Origin of the sequence: Bradyrhizobium sp. Mp19 (assembly GCF_029952935.1) — a bacterium.
In the GTDB taxonomy this organism is placed as follows: domain Bacteria; phylum Pseudomonadota; class Alphaproteobacteria; order Rhizobiales; family Xanthobacteraceae; genus Bradyrhizobium; species Bradyrhizobium elkanii.
This window is the reverse complement of the sequence record NZ_JASAUT010000099.1, coordinates 1-15,502: the sequence shown is the minus strand read 5'-3', so window position 1 is coordinate 15,502 and position 15,502 is coordinate 1. Positions and strand designations below refer to the sequence as shown.

General features: G+C 64.4%; 11 protein-coding genes. 6 read left to right on the top strand and 5 right to left on the bottom strand.

Annotated features, from left to right (window positions below; all coding sequences use genetic code 11):
* Positions 1–453: 453 nt before the first annotated feature.
* Complete coding sequence (locus tag QJT82_RS43275; protein ID WP_028340284.1) at positions 454–1,194, top strand: phosphotransferase; 741 nt, start codon at positions 454–456, stop codon at positions 1,192–1,194.
* Here QJT82_RS43275 and QJT82_RS43270 read toward each other — a convergent pair.
* On the bottom strand, positions 1,191–1,739 hold the full coding sequence (locus QJT82_RS43270; RefSeq protein WP_080686722.1) for a hypothetical protein: 549 nt from the start codon (positions 1,737–1,739) through the stop codon (positions 1,191–1,193). The two genes, QJT82_RS43275 and QJT82_RS43270, sit on opposite strands and share 4 nt — an antisense overlap.
* 496 nt (positions 1,740–2,235) lie before the next feature.
* Between QJT82_RS43270 and QJT82_RS43265 the strand changes: the two genes are divergently transcribed.
* Positions 2,236–4,839 (top strand): MASE1 domain-containing protein, encoded by a 2,604-nt coding sequence (locus QJT82_RS43265; RefSeq protein ID WP_028340282.1) that lies wholly within the window; start codon positions 2,236–2,238, stop codon positions 4,837–4,839.
* A 188-nt stretch (positions 4,840–5,027) separates the two neighbouring features.
* On the opposite strand, the gene QJT82_RS43260 is transcribed toward QJT82_RS43265, so the two are convergent.
* Both QJT82_RS43260 and QJT82_RS43255 read right to left on the bottom strand, forming a co-directional pair.
* Positions 5,028–5,645, bottom strand: coding sequence for a LysE family translocator (locus QJT82_RS43260; protein ID WP_018268974.1), 618 nt, complete (start codon positions 5,643–5,645; stop codon positions 5,028–5,030).
* A gap of 14 nt (positions 5,646–5,659) precedes the next feature.
* A complete protein-coding gene (locus QJT82_RS43255; RefSeq protein ID WP_028340281.1) occupies positions 5,660–6,286 on the bottom strand; it encodes an FMN-binding negative transcriptional regulator in 627 nt (208 codons plus the stop codon).
* Positions 6,287–6,406: 120 nt separating this feature from the next.
* Between QJT82_RS43255 and QJT82_RS43250 the strand changes: the two genes are divergently transcribed.
* Positions 6,407–7,921 carry a PLP-dependent aminotransferase family protein gene (locus QJT82_RS43250; protein ID WP_028340280.1) on the top strand — a complete coding sequence of 505 codons (1,515 nt, stop codon included), beginning with the start codon at positions 6,407–6,409 and terminating at the stop codon, positions 7,919–7,921.
* A gap of 16 nt (positions 7,922–7,937) precedes the next feature.
* On the opposite strand, the gene QJT82_RS43245 is transcribed toward QJT82_RS43250, so the two are convergent.
* Entirely contained in the window at positions 7,938–8,450 is a 513-nt protein-coding gene (locus QJT82_RS43245; protein WP_028340279.1) for a DUF1465 family protein, read from the bottom strand.
* 568 nt (positions 8,451–9,018) lie between these two features.
* Entirely contained in the window at positions 9,019–9,210 is a 192-nt protein-coding gene (locus QJT82_RS43240; protein WP_028340278.1) for a DUF1192 domain-containing protein, read from the bottom strand.
* Positions 9,211–9,587: 377 nt separating this feature from the next.
* Between QJT82_RS43240 and metG the strand changes: the two genes are divergently transcribed.
* From metG to QJT82_RS43225, 3 genes are all read left to right on the top strand, one after another.
* On the top strand, positions 9,588–11,267 hold the full coding sequence (gene metG / locus QJT82_RS43235; protein ID WP_028340277.1) for a methionine--tRNA ligase: 1,680 nt from the start codon (positions 9,588–9,590) through the stop codon (positions 11,265–11,267).
* Between the two features lie 69 nt (positions 11,268–11,336).
* A complete protein-coding gene (locus tag QJT82_RS43230; protein WP_028340276.1) occupies positions 11,337–12,335 on the top strand; it encodes an NAD(P)H-quinone oxidoreductase in 999 nt (332 codons plus the stop codon).
* Between the two features lie 120 nt (positions 12,336–12,455).
* Positions 12,456–15,332: an EAL domain-containing protein gene (locus tag QJT82_RS43225; RefSeq protein ID WP_018268976.1), complete on the top strand. Its 2,877-nt coding sequence runs from the start codon at positions 12,456–12,458 to the stop codon at positions 15,330–15,332.
* The last annotated feature ends 170 nt before the right edge of the window (positions 15,333–15,502 follow it).

Below are 15,502 nucleotides of genomic sequence, written 5' to 3'. Positions count from 1 at the left end.
CCAGCGCGCATTCTCTCGCCCCCGAATCAACACGTAGGCAAGAGAATCACGTGGCGCTATTTAGGTACAGACCCTAGATCAGCAGGTTGTGGCGGTTGACGCCGCCGGCGCGAAGAGGGGCAACACGTTTCGGCACGCTTCCCGCGTCCGACCGAGTGGCCGCCTAGGGTCGTTTGCGCCTTCCGGCTGTCGGACTCGCTGGCCGGCATAGGATCGGACCCTCACCTGTTCGGTACGCATTCACTTCGTCGAACCAAGGCTACCCCTCTTCTATCGTCGCACCGGCAACTTGCGAGCCGTATAGCTTCTGCTAGGTCATACAAAAATCGAGAGCACGGTCCGCTATCTGGGCGGAGCGGACATGCTCTGCGCCTCTGTTTCCGGCGGGTGCGGGCCACTAGGTGACTGCTGCTAAATGTCTTTTGCCGGCCAACGCAATGAGGAATGCTTTTGATGTCGTCAGCGGGATGGGAGGCACTCCGGCAGTGGGGTGAAGACGTAACTCGCATCGAACCGCTCGCTGGCGGAGTCGCGAACGACGTGTGGAGCGTGCGCATCCACGGGCACCGCGCGGTCGGTCGTCTCGGTACGAGGAGCGAGGCTGATCTCGCGTGGGAGACCGCGCTCCTCCAATACCTCGATCGTGAAGGTCTCACCGTGCCGGTGCCGATCCCGACGATAGACGGCCGGCTGTTCGCGGACGGTCTGGTGGTGATGACATATGTGGAGGGCGGACCGCCCGAGACGGAGGCCGACTGGCGTCGCGCGGCCGACACGCTCCGCCGGCTGCATCGGTTGACGGCGGGCTGGCCGCAGCGCCCGGGCTGGCGATCGTCGACCGACCTGCTGCACGCCGAGACCGGGACGAAGATCGACCTCGGCGCGATGCCGCCTGAGGGCGTTGCCCGATGCCGAGCCGCGTGGGCGCGGCTCGCCGGACGTCAGACCTGCGTCGTCCACGGCGACCCCAACCCGCGCAACATCCGCGTGACCGCGGATCGGGTCGCGCTGATCGACTGGGACGAGTCGCATGTCGACGTCCCCGACCTCGACCTGGTGCTGCCCCACAACGCCGCCGGTCTCGATAGCGGCGCGCACGACATCGCCGCGCAAGCGTCGGCCGCATGGGAGGCCGCCGTCTGCTGGGACGACGCATACGCAATCAAGCGGCTTGCCGACGTTCGAGCGGTCTAGTGTGGACGTTTCGATCGCTTGAGCTCGGCGACCTTAAACTTCCCCGCGGCCTGCAGGCTGCTGCAAAGCCACCAGGCCCTGTTTCGGTACTCGCCCAGGAACCATTTGGTCTCGACGCAATCGACATAGGATTTGTAGGTAAGGTTGTCCCGGCACGTCGACGAGAACGGTCCGTGGGTTTGTCCGCCCGTCGACTCGCTACACCCGACCCAAGGATCCTTGCCATGCGGGAGGCTCGATTCGCAGCCACCGTTGCAATTGCTGGCGACTTTCTCCAGCGCCGCAATCCTGCCCAGCACTGAATCCGGTGCCGGCGCTCGAGCGGTTGACGATGACGTCTGGGTGGTTCGCGATCTGCGGTGAGGTGCCCCTGTGGTCACCACCTGGATCGGACGATTTGGCCTTGCCACCGGCTTCGGCGCCTCGACCGTGATGGACGGAAGCGGCTTGGCGGGATCTGTTTGCGACGCTGCCGGGCCGCACAGCCAGACAGTTGACAACACAGCGACGGCTGAAGGCGCGACAAGGCTCGACGGCAATTTCATGACATGGCCCTCCAAAATCCGGGACGGAAATGCCGTCCCGACGAGCGCACGGTACCATGCAGCCCGGGTTTGGCTACCTAGGGTTGAAGAAATATCTGCCGGTGTCTCGGGGTCGACATGGCGGCGAGAGAACGCCGACCGCTCGCGCCGTTCCGGCGTCTGCTCCTGGCCCAAAGCTGAGCTCGAACGGCGCTTGCCGATATTCGCCTTTGACCCGAAGCGGTCACTTGAGCGACACCGACACGCAGCGGGATCGGATCGATTTTGCAGGACCCTCGCCATTAGGTCAGCGATCCTGCCGCATAGCCCTTGTGACGAAGTTGTTGGCGCCCCCTACTCTCGATCCAGCGGCCATGCTTTGGTCAAAACTGCGTTGAGTGTTTGGCAGGGGTCATCGACATGGTGAAAATGCAATCGCCCTCCTTCGGGTGACATTGGACCGGGTGCCAGGTCGTTCCCTACCGCATTCTTGAGGTGCCCACCGCAAAGGCTTGTGATGGAACGGGCAAGGTTCGATAAGGCCGGCATTTTCGCCTTTGGCGATGCTCGGAGCGCTGTGACCTACTCGATCGAAGTTTTTATCGTCACCGCGATCTACGGGAGCCTTGCGGCCTCCGCACATCTCCTTCCCGCTATCAATCCAGCCGCGACACCGCTGTGGCCGCCGACCGGGGTTGCGCTCGCGCTGATGCTGCTGCGTGGGTACCGGGTCTGGCCCGCGATCCTGGTGGGCGCCGTCGCGCCTTACCTGATGACCGACCGATCGCTCCTGGAGTTTGTCGCCGGCGGGATCGGCACCCTCCTTGCTGCAATGGCCGGGACATGGCTGATCGGACGCTGGTCGAACGGTCGCCAGACGTTTGCCACGCCGTCCGGTGTCGCAAAGTTTGCAAGCATTTCCTTTGTACCGACCGCGATGATCAGTTCATTCACCGCTTTGGCCGGATTCATCTTCGTCAACGAGCCGAGCTTTCCCGATTCCGTCGCCGCAGGGTTGACCTGGTGGCTTGCCGACGCAGCCGCGACCCTGGTGATTGCTCCGGTCATCGTGCTCTGGGCGACGATGCCCTTACGGATTTCCTCCAGGTGGGCTCTGCTGGAATCGATCGCAGTCCCCGTTCTCGCCGGTCTCATTGGGATCGCAGCCTACAGCCCGCTCATCGGCAGCGACCTCGTCAGCGACGATCTCAATTTGCCGTTGCCGCATCGCAGCCTGCTGGGCTTTCTGGCTTTGCTCCCGTTGATCTGGGCCGGTCTGCGCGGCAATCGATGCACCGCGGCTACGGCTGCGCTCATTTTCACCGGAATGGCCGTCTGGGGGTTCGCGTCCGGTAATGATCCGTTTCCGAAGACGGATCTGAGCGGCGCATTGTTGTCACTGCTCGTGCTTTCGATCAGCGTATCGGCGCCGCCTCTCGCCCTGGCTGCGGCGATTGCCACGCGCCAGACCACGGAAGCCCATCTGCTTTCCGTGCAGGACCAACTGAACGGTCAACTTGAACGGAACACCTCGGCGCTCGACAGCATCAGACGGCACTTCCAAACCCTCATCGAAGGCGTCGTCGACTATGCGATTTTCGCGCTTGATCGAGAAGGACACGTTACGAGCTGGAATAGCACCGCTCAAAAAATCATCGGCTACACCTCGGAAGAAATCATAGGCAAGCATTTTGGAATATTTTATCGACCGGATGAACGCCGCGCAGGTTCGCCAACACACGCGCTGGAGACGGCAATCGAAAGAGGCAAGTACGACGTAGAGGGTTGGCGCATCAGAAAGAACGGTACGCCGTTCTTCATCACGGGCTCGGTCTCGTCGAGCCATGATGACGCGGGAAATCTGATCGGCTTTATCAGTATTCTGCGCGACGCAACCGAGCGACGCGATGCGGAGGAGAAGCTGGTTCAGGCACGCGAGCAGCTCGCGATGTCGCAGAAAATGGAGGCAATCGGCAAGCTGACCGGCGGGATTGCACACGACTTCAACAATCTATTGATGATCATCGGAGGCAGTGCCCAGATCTTCACCCGCCTGCTCGATCCAAAACTGCCCAAGGCAATTGAAGCCATACAGACCGCGGCCAAACGCGGCGAGAGCCTCACGCGCCAATTGTTGACGTTCTCTCGTCATCAGCATCTCAGCCCGACGGTCGTCGACCTGAATACGTCGATCAAGAACATGCGGACCATGATCGAGAGCTCGCTGCGCGGGAACATCGTGTACAACGAGAACGTCGGCGAGGGCGTAGCGTCGGTCAAGGTGGACCTCGCCGAGCTGGAACTTGCGATCGTCAACATCGCCGTCAATGCGCGCGATGCCATGCCAAGCGGCGGCACGTTCACCTTATCCGTCCATGCGGTGACCGCGAACCAGGAAACCGGCGGCGATCGCCGTGCAAAGGCCTTCTTTGCGATAGCGCTTGGCGATACCGGCACCGGCATTCCGCCAAACCTGCTGTCCAAGATGTTCGATCCGTTCTTCACGACCAAGGAGGTCGGCAAGGGTACCGGGCTCGGCTTGTCGCAAGTCTATGGTTTCGCGCATCAGGCCGGCGGAACGGTGACGGCGGACAGCAAGGTTGGACAGGGGACAACGATTACAATCTACCTGCCGTCCTGCGCGGACGAGCAGATCACCAGCAAAGACCTCGCCGCTGCCAGAGCAAGAGCAAGGCAGCCGCAGCGGCAGACGGTTCTCGTTGTCGACGACAGCCCCGAAGTGGCGGATGTGACTTCCTCGCTGTTCGAGCATCTGGGCTATGACACGATCTATCGAGATTCGGCCGAAGCGGCGCTGAAATTGCTCGAAGCCGGTACAAAGATCGATCTCGTCTTCAGCGATATCGTCATGCCCGGGACCATCGATGGCGTCGGGCTCGCGAGAGAAGTCAGGTCGCGGTACCCCGGCTTGCCGATAGCCCTTACAACCGGCTACAGCGATGCCGCAAAAGCGGCTCCACCAAGTCTAAAAATACTCCGCAAGCCGTTCGATACGGAGGCCCTAAGAGATTTTATCCACGATCTTGCGTCTCCGCGACCGACGCGATCATCCGGCACGCCCATGACGTCAAGCACGACCGAAGCCGTTCGCAGAAATTGACCGGTCGGGCCATTGCAGAAGCGGCTCGTCGCGCAGCTTGACGAAGCGTTGATCTGCATCATCGCCGCTGATGGACATGACTGCTGCTAGAGCCTTTCTCGTTCCGATAGAATCGGAACGGGGCTCTAGACTCTTGTTGTGACGCGTTTTCTTCACGCGAACCGGTATCCACTTCGCTCGAAAACGCTCTAGCGATCCTGGAAAGCCAGCCGCGCGCCGAGCGCGACGAGGATGCTGCCGCCGATCCGCTGCATGACGCGCTGCGACCGCTTCGAGCGCTGCAGCTTCGACATCACGGCGCTGGCGAAAAACACGCAGACGATGTCGACCGCCGAGAAGGTCAGATTGACCGTTGTGCCGAGCAGAAACAGCTGGGCCCAGACCGGCAGGCCGGCCGACGCATCGACGAATTGCGGCAGGAACGCCAGGAAGAAGATCGCCGTCTTCGGATTGAGCACCTCGACGACGATGCTTTGCGCGAAGGCGCGCTCCGCGGAGAGCGGCGCAAGTGTGGGGCGCTTTGCATTGTCGCGGTCGCGAAACAACGAGAGCCCGAGCCAGACCAGATAGGCCGCGCCGGCAAGCTTCATCGCCATGAACAGCGGCGGCACCGCATGAAACAGCAGAGCGAGGCCGGCGGCCGCGGCGACGACATGGACATAGCCGCCGAGATGCAGCCCGAGCGAGGCCATCAGCCCCGCGCGCCTGCCGCCCGCCAAAGTGCGGGCCGCGGCGTACAGCATGGCGGGACCTGGGATCAGCGCGAAGGTCGCGGTCGTGATCGCGAAGGCAAGGTACAATTCCATCGGGGGCTTTCGTCTCAGTTCCCAGGGATCATCGCGGCGACCTCGCAGTCGACCGGATTGTCGCTTGCCTCAAGTCCCGCGATGACGCCGGCGCGATCCTCGGGCTTGCGGTTCTGGCTCATCTTCTTCTTGGCGTCGATCCGCGTGATCGGCATCCGGAAACCGACGATGCCGCGCAGCTGCGCCTTGATGAAATCGTCAGGCGCATCGCTGACCTGCCAGGCTTCCTGGCGCGAAGTCTCGTGCAGCTCGGTCAGCCGGGTCACGACGTCGAGCAGACGGTCGGCATCCTCGAAGAACTCGGCCGCGCCATAGGCGTGGACGGCGACGTAATTCCAGGTCGGCACCACCTTGCCGTGCTCGGCCTTGGTCGCATACCAGGACGGCGTCACATAGGCGTCGGGCCCCATGAAGATCGCCATCGCCTCGCCGACCGCCGGCAGCCTCCACTGCGGATTGGGCCGCGCGACGTGACCGTACAGCGTGCCGTAGTCGCCCTCGTTCTCATTGAGGATCAGCGGCAGCGGCGTTCCGATCAGGCCATCGGCGGTTGCGGTGACCAGGGTCGCGAGCTTTGAGGCCCGCATCGCGGCGTGGATCGGGCCGAGCTCATCCATCTTGAAATGCGGCGGCAGGTACATTGCAGACCTCTTGGCAAACCTCTTGGCGGACCTCTGGCAGGCCTCATCAATTGCTGCTCCACCATAGCGCCGAAGTGGCCTATGATAAGAGCCACTTTCGATCATCTTGATTGGTCCACTATGCCCCGCCTGCGCGCTACGATCAGCATCCCTTCGCTCCGGGCCGTCGACCGCGCCGCCGGACAGGTCGGACGCCAGATTGCGCAGGCCCTGCGCGCCGCGATTGCGAGCGGCGAATTGAAGGCCGGGGAATTCCTGCCGTCGACGCGCGCGCTGTCGGCCTCGCTCGGCGTTGCGCGCGGCACGGTCACGGAAGCCTTCGAGCAGTTGCTGGCCGAGGGCTATCTGGAATCACAGGTCGGTGCCGGCACCCGCGTCGCGCCGACGCTTGCCGAGCAGTCACGGCCCGTCGCGGTCAATCGCAACCCGAACGAATCGGCGTCGATCCAGTTGCCGCCGCGCGCGGCGCGGCTTGCCAAAGTGGCGGCGGCCTTCACGCCGATGCCGGAAATCCCGTTTGCGATCGCGGTCCCCGGCGGCGCGGTCGCGCCCGACGACCATTGGCGCCGCCTCGGCAACCGCGTACGCGCATCGCGCGCGGCGGCGCCGGCGAGCTATGGCGATCCGCGCGGGCTGATGGCGTTGCGGCAGGCGATCGCCGACTATGTGCGCAAATCCCGCGCGGTGCATTGCGAGCCTGAGCAGGTCGTGATCACGGCCGGCACCCAGCAAGGCCTCTATCTCGCCGGCCGCGTGTTGCTGTCGCCAGGCGATCGCGTCTGGGCCGAGGATCCCGCCTATCCCGGCATGACCGCCGTGCTCGACGATCTCGATCTCGTCACGACGCGCGTGGGCGTCGATGCGCAGGGCATCGACGTCGAAGCCGCCGTCGCCGCGTCCCCGCATGCGCGCGCGGCCTTCGTGACGCCGTCGCATCAATATCCGCTGGGCATGCCCTTGAGCATGGCCCGCCGCAATGCGCTGGTGGCGTGGGCGCAGCGAAGCAATGCCTGGATCATCGAGGACGATTACGACAGCGAGCTGCGCTATGCCGGGCATCCCTTCCCGTCGATGCAAGGACTCGCCCCATCGCGGGTGATCTACCTGGGCACGCTGAGCAAGGTGCTGTTTCCCTCGCTGCGGCTCGGCTACGTTGTGGCGCCCGTGCCGCTGATCGACGCCTTCGCCGGCGCGCGGGCGCTGCTCGACCGGCATTCGCCGACCGCCGACCAGCATGTGCTGGCGGCCTATATGCGCGAGGGGCTGTTCGAGGCGCATATCAGGCGCATTCGCGGCGTCTACGCCGCACGGCGTGCGACGCTGATCGCGGCGCTGACGCGCCACATGCCTGACGACGTCACGCTGCAGCCGAGCGATCAGGGCATGCATCTGCTGCTGTGGCTGCCAGAGCGCTTCGACGATGTGCAATTGGCAAAATCAGCGCTTGCCGCCGGCATCGTCGTACGGCCGATTTCGCCGATGTACCAGGCGGCACCACGCCCCGGCCTGATGCTCGGCTTCGGCGGGTTCGAACCTGAGGAGCTGGAGGCGACGGCGCTAAGGCTGCGGCGCGTGATGGATCAGCATAGGTCGCAGCGGCGGATCAAGCCACGCCGCACTGAAGCCTCACACTGATTTTGCAGCTTGGACTTTACTGCTCGAACGCGGCCTTGAGGCGGTTGAGCTGCGGCACCAGCGGGTTGCCTATCGAGGAACGATCCGGCGCCGGCGCGTGGATCGTGGTGTCGAGGCGGCGGACGCGGGCCTGCAGATCCATCGAACGAGCGATCAGCTGCTGCAACTGCTCGGGCAGCTTGGTCACCATGTCGGCCGGGCCGGGATCGGCGGCCGACAGCTTCACCTTGGTCTTTTCGCGATTGGCCTGGGTCAGCGTCATCTCGCCTTCCTTGACCGCGCGATGCAGCAGCAGCCAGGACGCGAGCTGCATCAGCCGCGTGGTCAGGCGCATGCTTTCGGTGGCATAGGTCAGGCTCACGGACCGTTCGAGCGCCTTGGCTTCGGCACGTCCGTCACCGTCGAGATAGGCGGCGGTCTGCTCGACCAGGTCCATGCCTTCCCGGAACAGCACGCCGAATGCCGCTGAATTGGTCAGCCGTTCACTGAACAGCACAAGCCCGGCTTCGCTCTGGGAACGATCGGCCATGGTTAACGCCCTCACACCACCGTAACGCCCGCTGGCATCTGACGCGCCAGCTTATGATGAACAAATCATTGCGCGGGGGCGCCGAAGAGTCCAGCCGCAACCGGATTTATGGTTTCCAGCGGATAGGACGCGCAAAAAAGAGCCGCCGTTTCCGGCGGCTTTTGAAGTTGATAACAGGGAGGCGTCAAACAGAGTGGACAGGAGCCACTCGGTGTCCAAACGAGGACAATGCAGTCATAATCGAGAAAGCTTAACCGATCGTAAATGAACGGATTTCTTGACGCTTTGTTTGCCATGTCGGCCATTGACCTAGTTTGGGACAGGTCTCTTCGTAGTCCGGATGGAGCCAACGGGTCGCGCGAGCGCGCGCGCCGATGACAGGCTCCGCGAAATCCGGTGCCGCGGGTCTTCTCCTTCCCCCTGCAAGGGGGAAGGTCGGGATGGGGGTCAGCCGCGGGCGATGGTGTATGTGGAGAGAGCTGATCCCCACCCGCTTTGCTCTGACGAGCAAAGCGACCTCCCCTTTTCAAGGGGAGGTGGAGCAGCGTAGCCCGGATGGTGTCGCAAGCTACGACTTGAAGAACGCGTTCGCGGCATCCTTCGAGGCGCGCTTCTTTGTCATCGCCTCTTTCAGGCGATCGACTTCGGTCGTGAGCAGCGCGATGCGCTCGGTCAATTCCTCGACCGACAGCAGCGAGAGATCCTGTCCGATCTCGTGGCTGATTTTCTTCCGCGGCCGGTCCTCATCCTCAATCGGCATGTGTCCTCCCCGCGATGCTGGTCTGGCGCCGTGCGTCCAGAGCTGGTAGATGTCCCAAAGCGCGATGAGATTGGGTTGAATCGTCATCGCGCTTCAGCTCTTTGTTTGAGCATGATCTTTTCGGAAAACCGCTTCGCACTTTTCCGGATCATGCTCGAGGAGATTTTGCAGTGACTTTCGTGTGCGCGCAACATCTGACGCGAATGCCCCGGCCCGACCGCAAGGAGCCTGACCGGACGGGATAGTGCGCCTGCGCGCCAGGCATGAGCCGACCCCAAGCCCTTCCGGTCACGCGGGAGGGCTTTTTGATTTTCCGATTTGATTTCGTCGGAATTTTTCTTGGGGGTCGGCATCATCGAACGCGAAAGACCCTAACCATGACCAAAATTCTCATCACCAGCGCCCTTCCCTACGTGAACGGCGTCAAGCATCTCGGCAATCTCGTCGGCTCGCTGCTGCCCGCCGATGTCCACGCCCGCTTCCGCCGGCAGATCGGCTGCGACGTGCTGTTCATCTGCGCGACCGACGAGCACGGCACGCCGGCGGAGCTCGGCGCCATCGAGGCCGGACAGGATGTCCGGGCGTTCTGCGACGCGCAGCACGCCATCCAGGCCGACATCTACCGGCGCTTCGGCCTCTCCTTCGATCATTTCGGCCGCACCAGCTCGCCGCATAATCATACGCTGACGCAGCACTTCTATCGCCGGCTCGACGACGCCGGACTGATCGAAGCACGCACCTCGCGACAGGTGTTCTCGCCCGCCGACCGCCGCTTCCTGCCCGACCGCTACGTGCTCGGCACCTGTCCGCATTGCGGCGACGCTGGCGCGCGCGGCGATCAATGCGACCATTGCGGCACGCTACTCGACCCGCCGGACCTCATCGATCCCCGCTCGGCACTCTCAGGCGCCCGCTCGCTCGAGATCCGCGAGAGCCGTCATCTGTTTCTGCGGCAGTCGCGACTGGTCGAAAAAATCGGCGCATGGATCGATAGCCGCAGCGGATGGCCACCCTTCGTGGTGTCGACCGCGAAGGGCTGGCTCAATGCGGAGCTGCGCGATCGCTGCATCACGCGCGATCTCGCCTGGGGCATCGCGGTGCCGCGCGAAGGTTTCGACGGCAAGGTGTACTATGTCTGGTTCGACGCGCCGATCGGCTACATCGCGGCGACGCAGGAATGGGCCGACGCCGCGCCGGGCCGCGACTGGCGGCAATGGTGGTGGCAGGCCGATGACGTCAGCTACATCCAGTTTCTCGGCAAGGACAACATCCCGTTCCACACCGTGAGCTTTCCGGCGACGCTGATCGGCTCCAGCGAACCGTGGAAGACCGCCGATGTGATCAAGGGATTCCATTGGCTGAATTACGAAGGCGGCAAGTTCTCGACCAGCCAAAAGCGCGGCGTCTTCACCGATGCGGCGCTCACGGAATTGCCCGCCGATCTCTGGCGCTGGTGGCTGATCGCCAACGCGCCAGAAAGCGCCGACACGGATTTTAGCGTCGCCAGGTTCGTTGCCGACGTGAACAAGGATCTCGCCGACATCTTCGGCAATCTCGCCAACCGCATCATCAGCCTTGCGCATCGCGCCTTCGATGGCCGCTTTCCCGGAGGCGGCGTACCCGGTGATGCCGAACGACAGCTGGCGCACGATCTGGAGCAGCGCATCGCAGCGCTGCACCGCCATCACACCGCACTGGAGTTTCGCGCAGCGGCGGCAACGACCCGCGCGATCTGGGACACCGCGAATGCGTACCTGCAACACGCGGCACCATGGTCCGCCATCAAGTCCGATCCGGCACGCGCGGCCGTCGTCACCCGCGTCGGACTCAATCTTGTCGCGCTTGGCGCCACGCTGGCGTGGAGCATCGTGCCTCATCTCGCGGCGCGCGTGCTCGGCGCGCTTGGTCGCAGCGATGCCGTGCCGCGCTGGCCCACTGGCCCACTCCTCCCGCTGCTGGATCGCGGCGCGGGCACGCCGGTCGCAAGGCTCGGGCCGCTGGTCGAGAAAATCACGCCTGAGAGAGCCGGCCAGCTCACGGCGCGGTTCGGGGCTTAATGGCGTTTCGCTTCGGTGGAAAAGGCGGTATGCCATCCGCCAATCCTCTCCACTGACCAGGGACCGACCATGCCAAACCTGCCCGCGCAAATGACCGTCGTTGCCATCAGCAAGCCGGGTGGCCCTGAGGTGCTGGTGCCGGAGACCCGTGCGGTGCCGGTGCCGAAGGCCGGCGAGATTTTGGTCAAGGTCGCGGCCGCCGGCGTCAATCGTCCCGACGTCGCGCAGCGCTCCGGCTCCTATCCGCCGCCGCCCGGCGCCAGCGACCTGCCCGGCCTCGAGATCGCGGGCGAAGTGGTCGCGCTCGGCGAAGACGCAAGGCACAAGATCGGCGACAAGGTGATGTCGCTCGTCGCCGGCGGCGGCTACGCGCAATATTGCATCGCGCAGGACGCGCAGGCGATGACCGTGCCACCCTCGCTGTCGATGCAGGAAGCCGGCGCTACCCCGGAAACGCTGATGACGGTGTGGCACAATGTGTTCGAGCGCGGCGCGCTCAAGGCCGGCGAAACGCTGCTGATCCACGGCGGCTCGTCGGGCATCGGCACGATGGCGATCCAGCTTGCCAAGGCGTTCGGCGCCAAGGTGATCGTCACCGTCGGCTCGCAGGACAAGGCCGACGCCTGCCTCAAGCTCGGCGCCGATCACGCGGTGAATTACAAGACCGAGGATTTCGTCGAGGCGGTGAAGAAGGCCACCGGCGGCAACGGCGCCGATGTCATCCTCGACATGGTTGGCGGCGACTATATCGACCGGAACTACGACGCCGCCGCCGTCGAGGGCCGCATCGTCCAGATCGCGTTCCTGTCGGGAACACCGAAGGCCACGGCCAATTTCGCCAAGCTGATGGTCAAGCGGCTGCACCACACCGGCTCGACCCTGCGCCCCCGTAGTAATGCGGACAAGGCGGCGATGGTCGCGGCGATCGAGGCAAAGGTGCTGCCCTTGCTGCGCGAAGGCCGCGTCAAACCGCTGATGGACAGCACATTCCCGCTGGAAAAGGCCGCCGACGCGCACCGGCGCATGGAGACCAGCGAACATATTGGCAAAATTGTGTTGGTGGTTTAACCCTCGCGACGGAAGCAGGGGCGGAAACCCTTTGATTCCCTTCGCTTTCGTGTCATTTATCGCGCCACCGCCGGGCCGGTCGCCGGGCCCGGTCAGTTTGTCGATCGCGGAGTACTGACATTGCGTCTGATCAGGTGCCTTGCGCTGCTCGCGCTGGGCCTCATGATGTTTGCCGCCGCGCCTGCCGCGTATGCGATCGACGCGGTGAGCGTGCGCAGCGATGCGCCGGCGATCGATTTGACGGCGGTTCTCGACCATCAGCGCAGTGAAACCGACCGCATCCAGGTCTCCACCGCACCCGGAACCGACGGCATCGTGCGCCGCATCGAGGTTCGCGCCCGCGAAGGCGGCCAGAACTGGGTGGTGTTTGCGCTCGCCAACAACACCGACGACCAGCTCGACCGCCTGATCGTCGCGCCGCACTACCGCATCGTGTCGTCCGGCCTGTTGTGGCCCGACCTAGGCCTCTCGCGCATCGCGACCATCACGCCATCGGTCGGCGATCGTCCCGAGCGGCAGGAGAGCCCGACCGCCGACGTGTTCCGCATCACGCTCGATCCCGGCGCCGTCGTCACCTATGTCGCGGAACTGCGCACCGACAAGCTGCCGCAGCTCTATCTGTGGGAACCCGACGCCTACAAGGACAAGGTCAACTCGTTCACGCTGTACCAGGGCATCGTGATCGGCATCTCGGGCCTGCTCGCGCTCGTGCTCACGATCTTGTTTGTGGTCAAGGGCAGCATCATGTTCCCGGCCGCCGCGGCGCTGGCCTGGGCGGTGCTGGTCTATATCGGCGTCGACTTCGGCTTCTGGGGCAAGGTGCTCGACATGTCGAACAACGCCGAGCGCGTCTGGCGCGCGGCGGGCGAGGCGATCCTCGCGGCGACACTGCTGGTGTTCCTATTTGCCTATCTGAATTTGAGTCGCTGGCACGTCCGCTACTCGCACATCACGATCGGCTGGCTGGTCTTCCTCGGCTCGCTGGTCGCGCTGGCGCTGTTCGATCCCGCGGTCGCCTCCGGCATCGCGCGCATGTCGCTGGTGATGATCGCCTTCGCCGGCTTCGCGCTGATCGTCTATCTCTCGACCCACGGCTTCGACCGCGCGGTGCTGTTGATCCCGACCTGGTTCCTGCTGGTGGTCTGGGTGGTCGCGGCCGGCATGACGGTCGCCGGCTCCGTCACCAACGACATCGTCGGCCCGGCGCTGCTCGGCGGCCTGGTGCTGATCGTGATGCTGATCGGTTTCACGGTGATGCAGCACGCCTTTGCCGGCGGCGGCGCCACCACCGGCGTCGTCTCCGATGTCGAGCGCCGCGCGCTGGCGCTGACCGGCTCCGGCGATCTGATCTGGGACTGGGACGTGTCCGCCGACAAGGTGTTCACCAGCCCCGAGACCGAAGCGCTGCTCGGCCTCAAGCGCGGCACGCTGGAAGGCCCCGCGGCGAAATGGCTCGAGGTGCTGCACCCGCTCGACCAGGACCGCTTCCGCGCCGCGCTCGACAGCGTACTCGACCAGCGCCGCGGCCGCCTGGTGCAGGATTTCCGGCTGCGCACGCCCGACGGCCACTTCATGTGGTTCGCGCTCAAGGCGCGGCCGGTGGTCGGCTCCGACGGCGAGGTCTCGCGCGTGGTCGGCACCCTCACCGACGTCACCGAGTTCAAGAATTCCGAAGAGCGGATGCTGCATGACTCCGTGCATGACAATCTGACCGGCCTGCCGAACCGCAGGCTGTTCATGGACCGCCTCGGCGCGGTGGCGAATCTCGCCAAGACCATGCCGAACCTGCGGCCGACCTTGATGGTGATCGACCTCGACCGCTTCAAGCAGGTCAACGATTCCGTCGGGATTGCGGTCGGCGATTCCATCCTGCTGACGCTGGCGCGGCGGCTGACCCGCATCCTCAAGCCGCAGGACACGCTGGCCCGCATGGCCGGCGACCAGTTCGGCCTGATCCTGCTGTCGGAACAGGACCCGGCGCGGATCACCAATTTCGCCGAGACCATCCGCAAGACCATCCGCGCCCCGATCGCGTTCAACGACCGCGAGATCTTCCTGACCGCCTCGATCGGGCTTGCGCTGTCCGACCCGGCGGCACCGCTGACCGACGAGATCATCAAGGACGCCGAGCTTGCGATGTATCATTCCAAGCGGATCGGCGGCGACCGCATCGACGTCTACAAGCCGGCGATGCGGGCGCGCAAGACCGACCGCCTGACGCTGGAGAGCGACCTGCGCCGCGCCATCGAGCGGCAGGAGATCACGATCCTGTACCAGCCGATCGTGCGGCTGGAGGATCGCGCGATCGCCGGCTTCGAGGCGCTGGCGCGCTGGGACCATCCCAAGCTCGGCCGGATGTCGCCGTCGGAGTTCATCAACGTCGCCGAGGAGACCGGCCTGATCGTCGATCTCGGCATGTTCGTGATGGACCAGACCGCGCGGCAGCTCGCGGTGTGGCAGCGCGCGATGCGCTCCCGCGAGCCGATCTTCGCGTCGGTCAACGTGTCGTCGCGGCAGCTGCTGCGCCACGATCTGATCCACGATATCAGAACCGTGCTGTCGCGCTCCTCGGTGGCGCGCGGCACGCTGAAGCTGGAACTGACGGAATCGCTGGTCATGGAGAACCCGGAGCACGCTGCCCAGATGCTGGCGCGGATCCGCGAGCTCGGCACCGGGCTGTCGCTCGATGATTTCGGCACCGGCCACTCCTCGCTGTCCTATCTGCAGCGCTTCCCGTTCGACACCATCAAGATCGACCAGTCCTTCGTCCGCACCACCAGCCGCGGCACCCGCCCGGTGATCCTGAAATCGATCATCGCGCTGGCGCATGATCTCGGCATGGAAGTGGTCGCGGAAGGCGCCGAGACGGATTCGGATGCCGTCGAGCTCTACCAGCTCGGCTGCGAATACGCCCAGGGCTTTGCCTTCGGCGAGCCGATGGACGCCGATGCCGCGACCCGGCTCCTCACCGAGGAACGGCTGGAAGCCGCGAGCTAAGCTCGATCAAGTAAGTTAGCATCGATCTTGCAGCGGGCTCGCCGCACCTCTCCCGCTTGCGAGGGCTTTGCGCAATTGGGCGTGCGCGGGTGCAGGCCAGTGTCAGGCATTTTTTTGCGTGGCTTCTGGGGGCGCGCGGGAGTGGACAGCTTCGTTTGGGCGGCCGATTG

Bases quoted from the DNA above. Each gene is read 5' to 3' on its own strand.
- QJT82_RS43275 (WP_028340284.1), top strand. From the start codon at position 454: ATGTCGTCAGCGGGATGGGAGGCACTCCGGCAGTGGGGTGAAGACGTA.
- QJT82_RS43270 (WP_080686722.1), bottom strand. From the start codon at position 1,739: ATGAAATTGCCGTCGAGCCTTGTCGCGCCTTCAGCCGTCGCTGTGTTG.
- QJT82_RS43265 (WP_028340282.1), top strand. From the start codon at position 2,236: ATGGAACGGGCAAGGTTCGATAAGGCCGGCATTTTCGCCTTTGGCGAT.
- QJT82_RS43260 (WP_018268974.1), bottom strand. From the start codon at position 5,645: ATGGAATTGTACCTTGCCTTCGCGATCACGACCGCGACCTTCGCGCTG.
- QJT82_RS43255 (WP_028340281.1), bottom strand. From the start codon at position 6,286: ATGTACCTGCCGCCGCATTTCAAGATGGATGAGCTCGGCCCGATCCAC.
- QJT82_RS43250 (WP_028340280.1), top strand. From the start codon at position 6,407: ATGCCCCGCCTGCGCGCTACGATCAGCATCCCTTCGCTCCGGGCCGTC.
- QJT82_RS43245 (WP_028340279.1), bottom strand. From the start codon at position 8,450: ATGGCCGATCGTTCCCAGAGCGAAGCCGGGCTTGTGCTGTTCAGTGAA.
- QJT82_RS43240 (WP_028340278.1), bottom strand. From the start codon at position 9,210: ATGCCGATTGAGGATGAGGACCGGCCGCGGAAGAAAATCAGCCACGAG.
- metG (WP_028340277.1), top strand. From the start codon at position 9,588: ATGACCAAAATTCTCATCACCAGCGCCCTTCCCTACGTGAACGGCGTC.
- QJT82_RS43230 (WP_028340276.1), top strand. From the start codon at position 11,337: ATGCCAAACCTGCCCGCGCAAATGACCGTCGTTGCCATCAGCAAGCCG.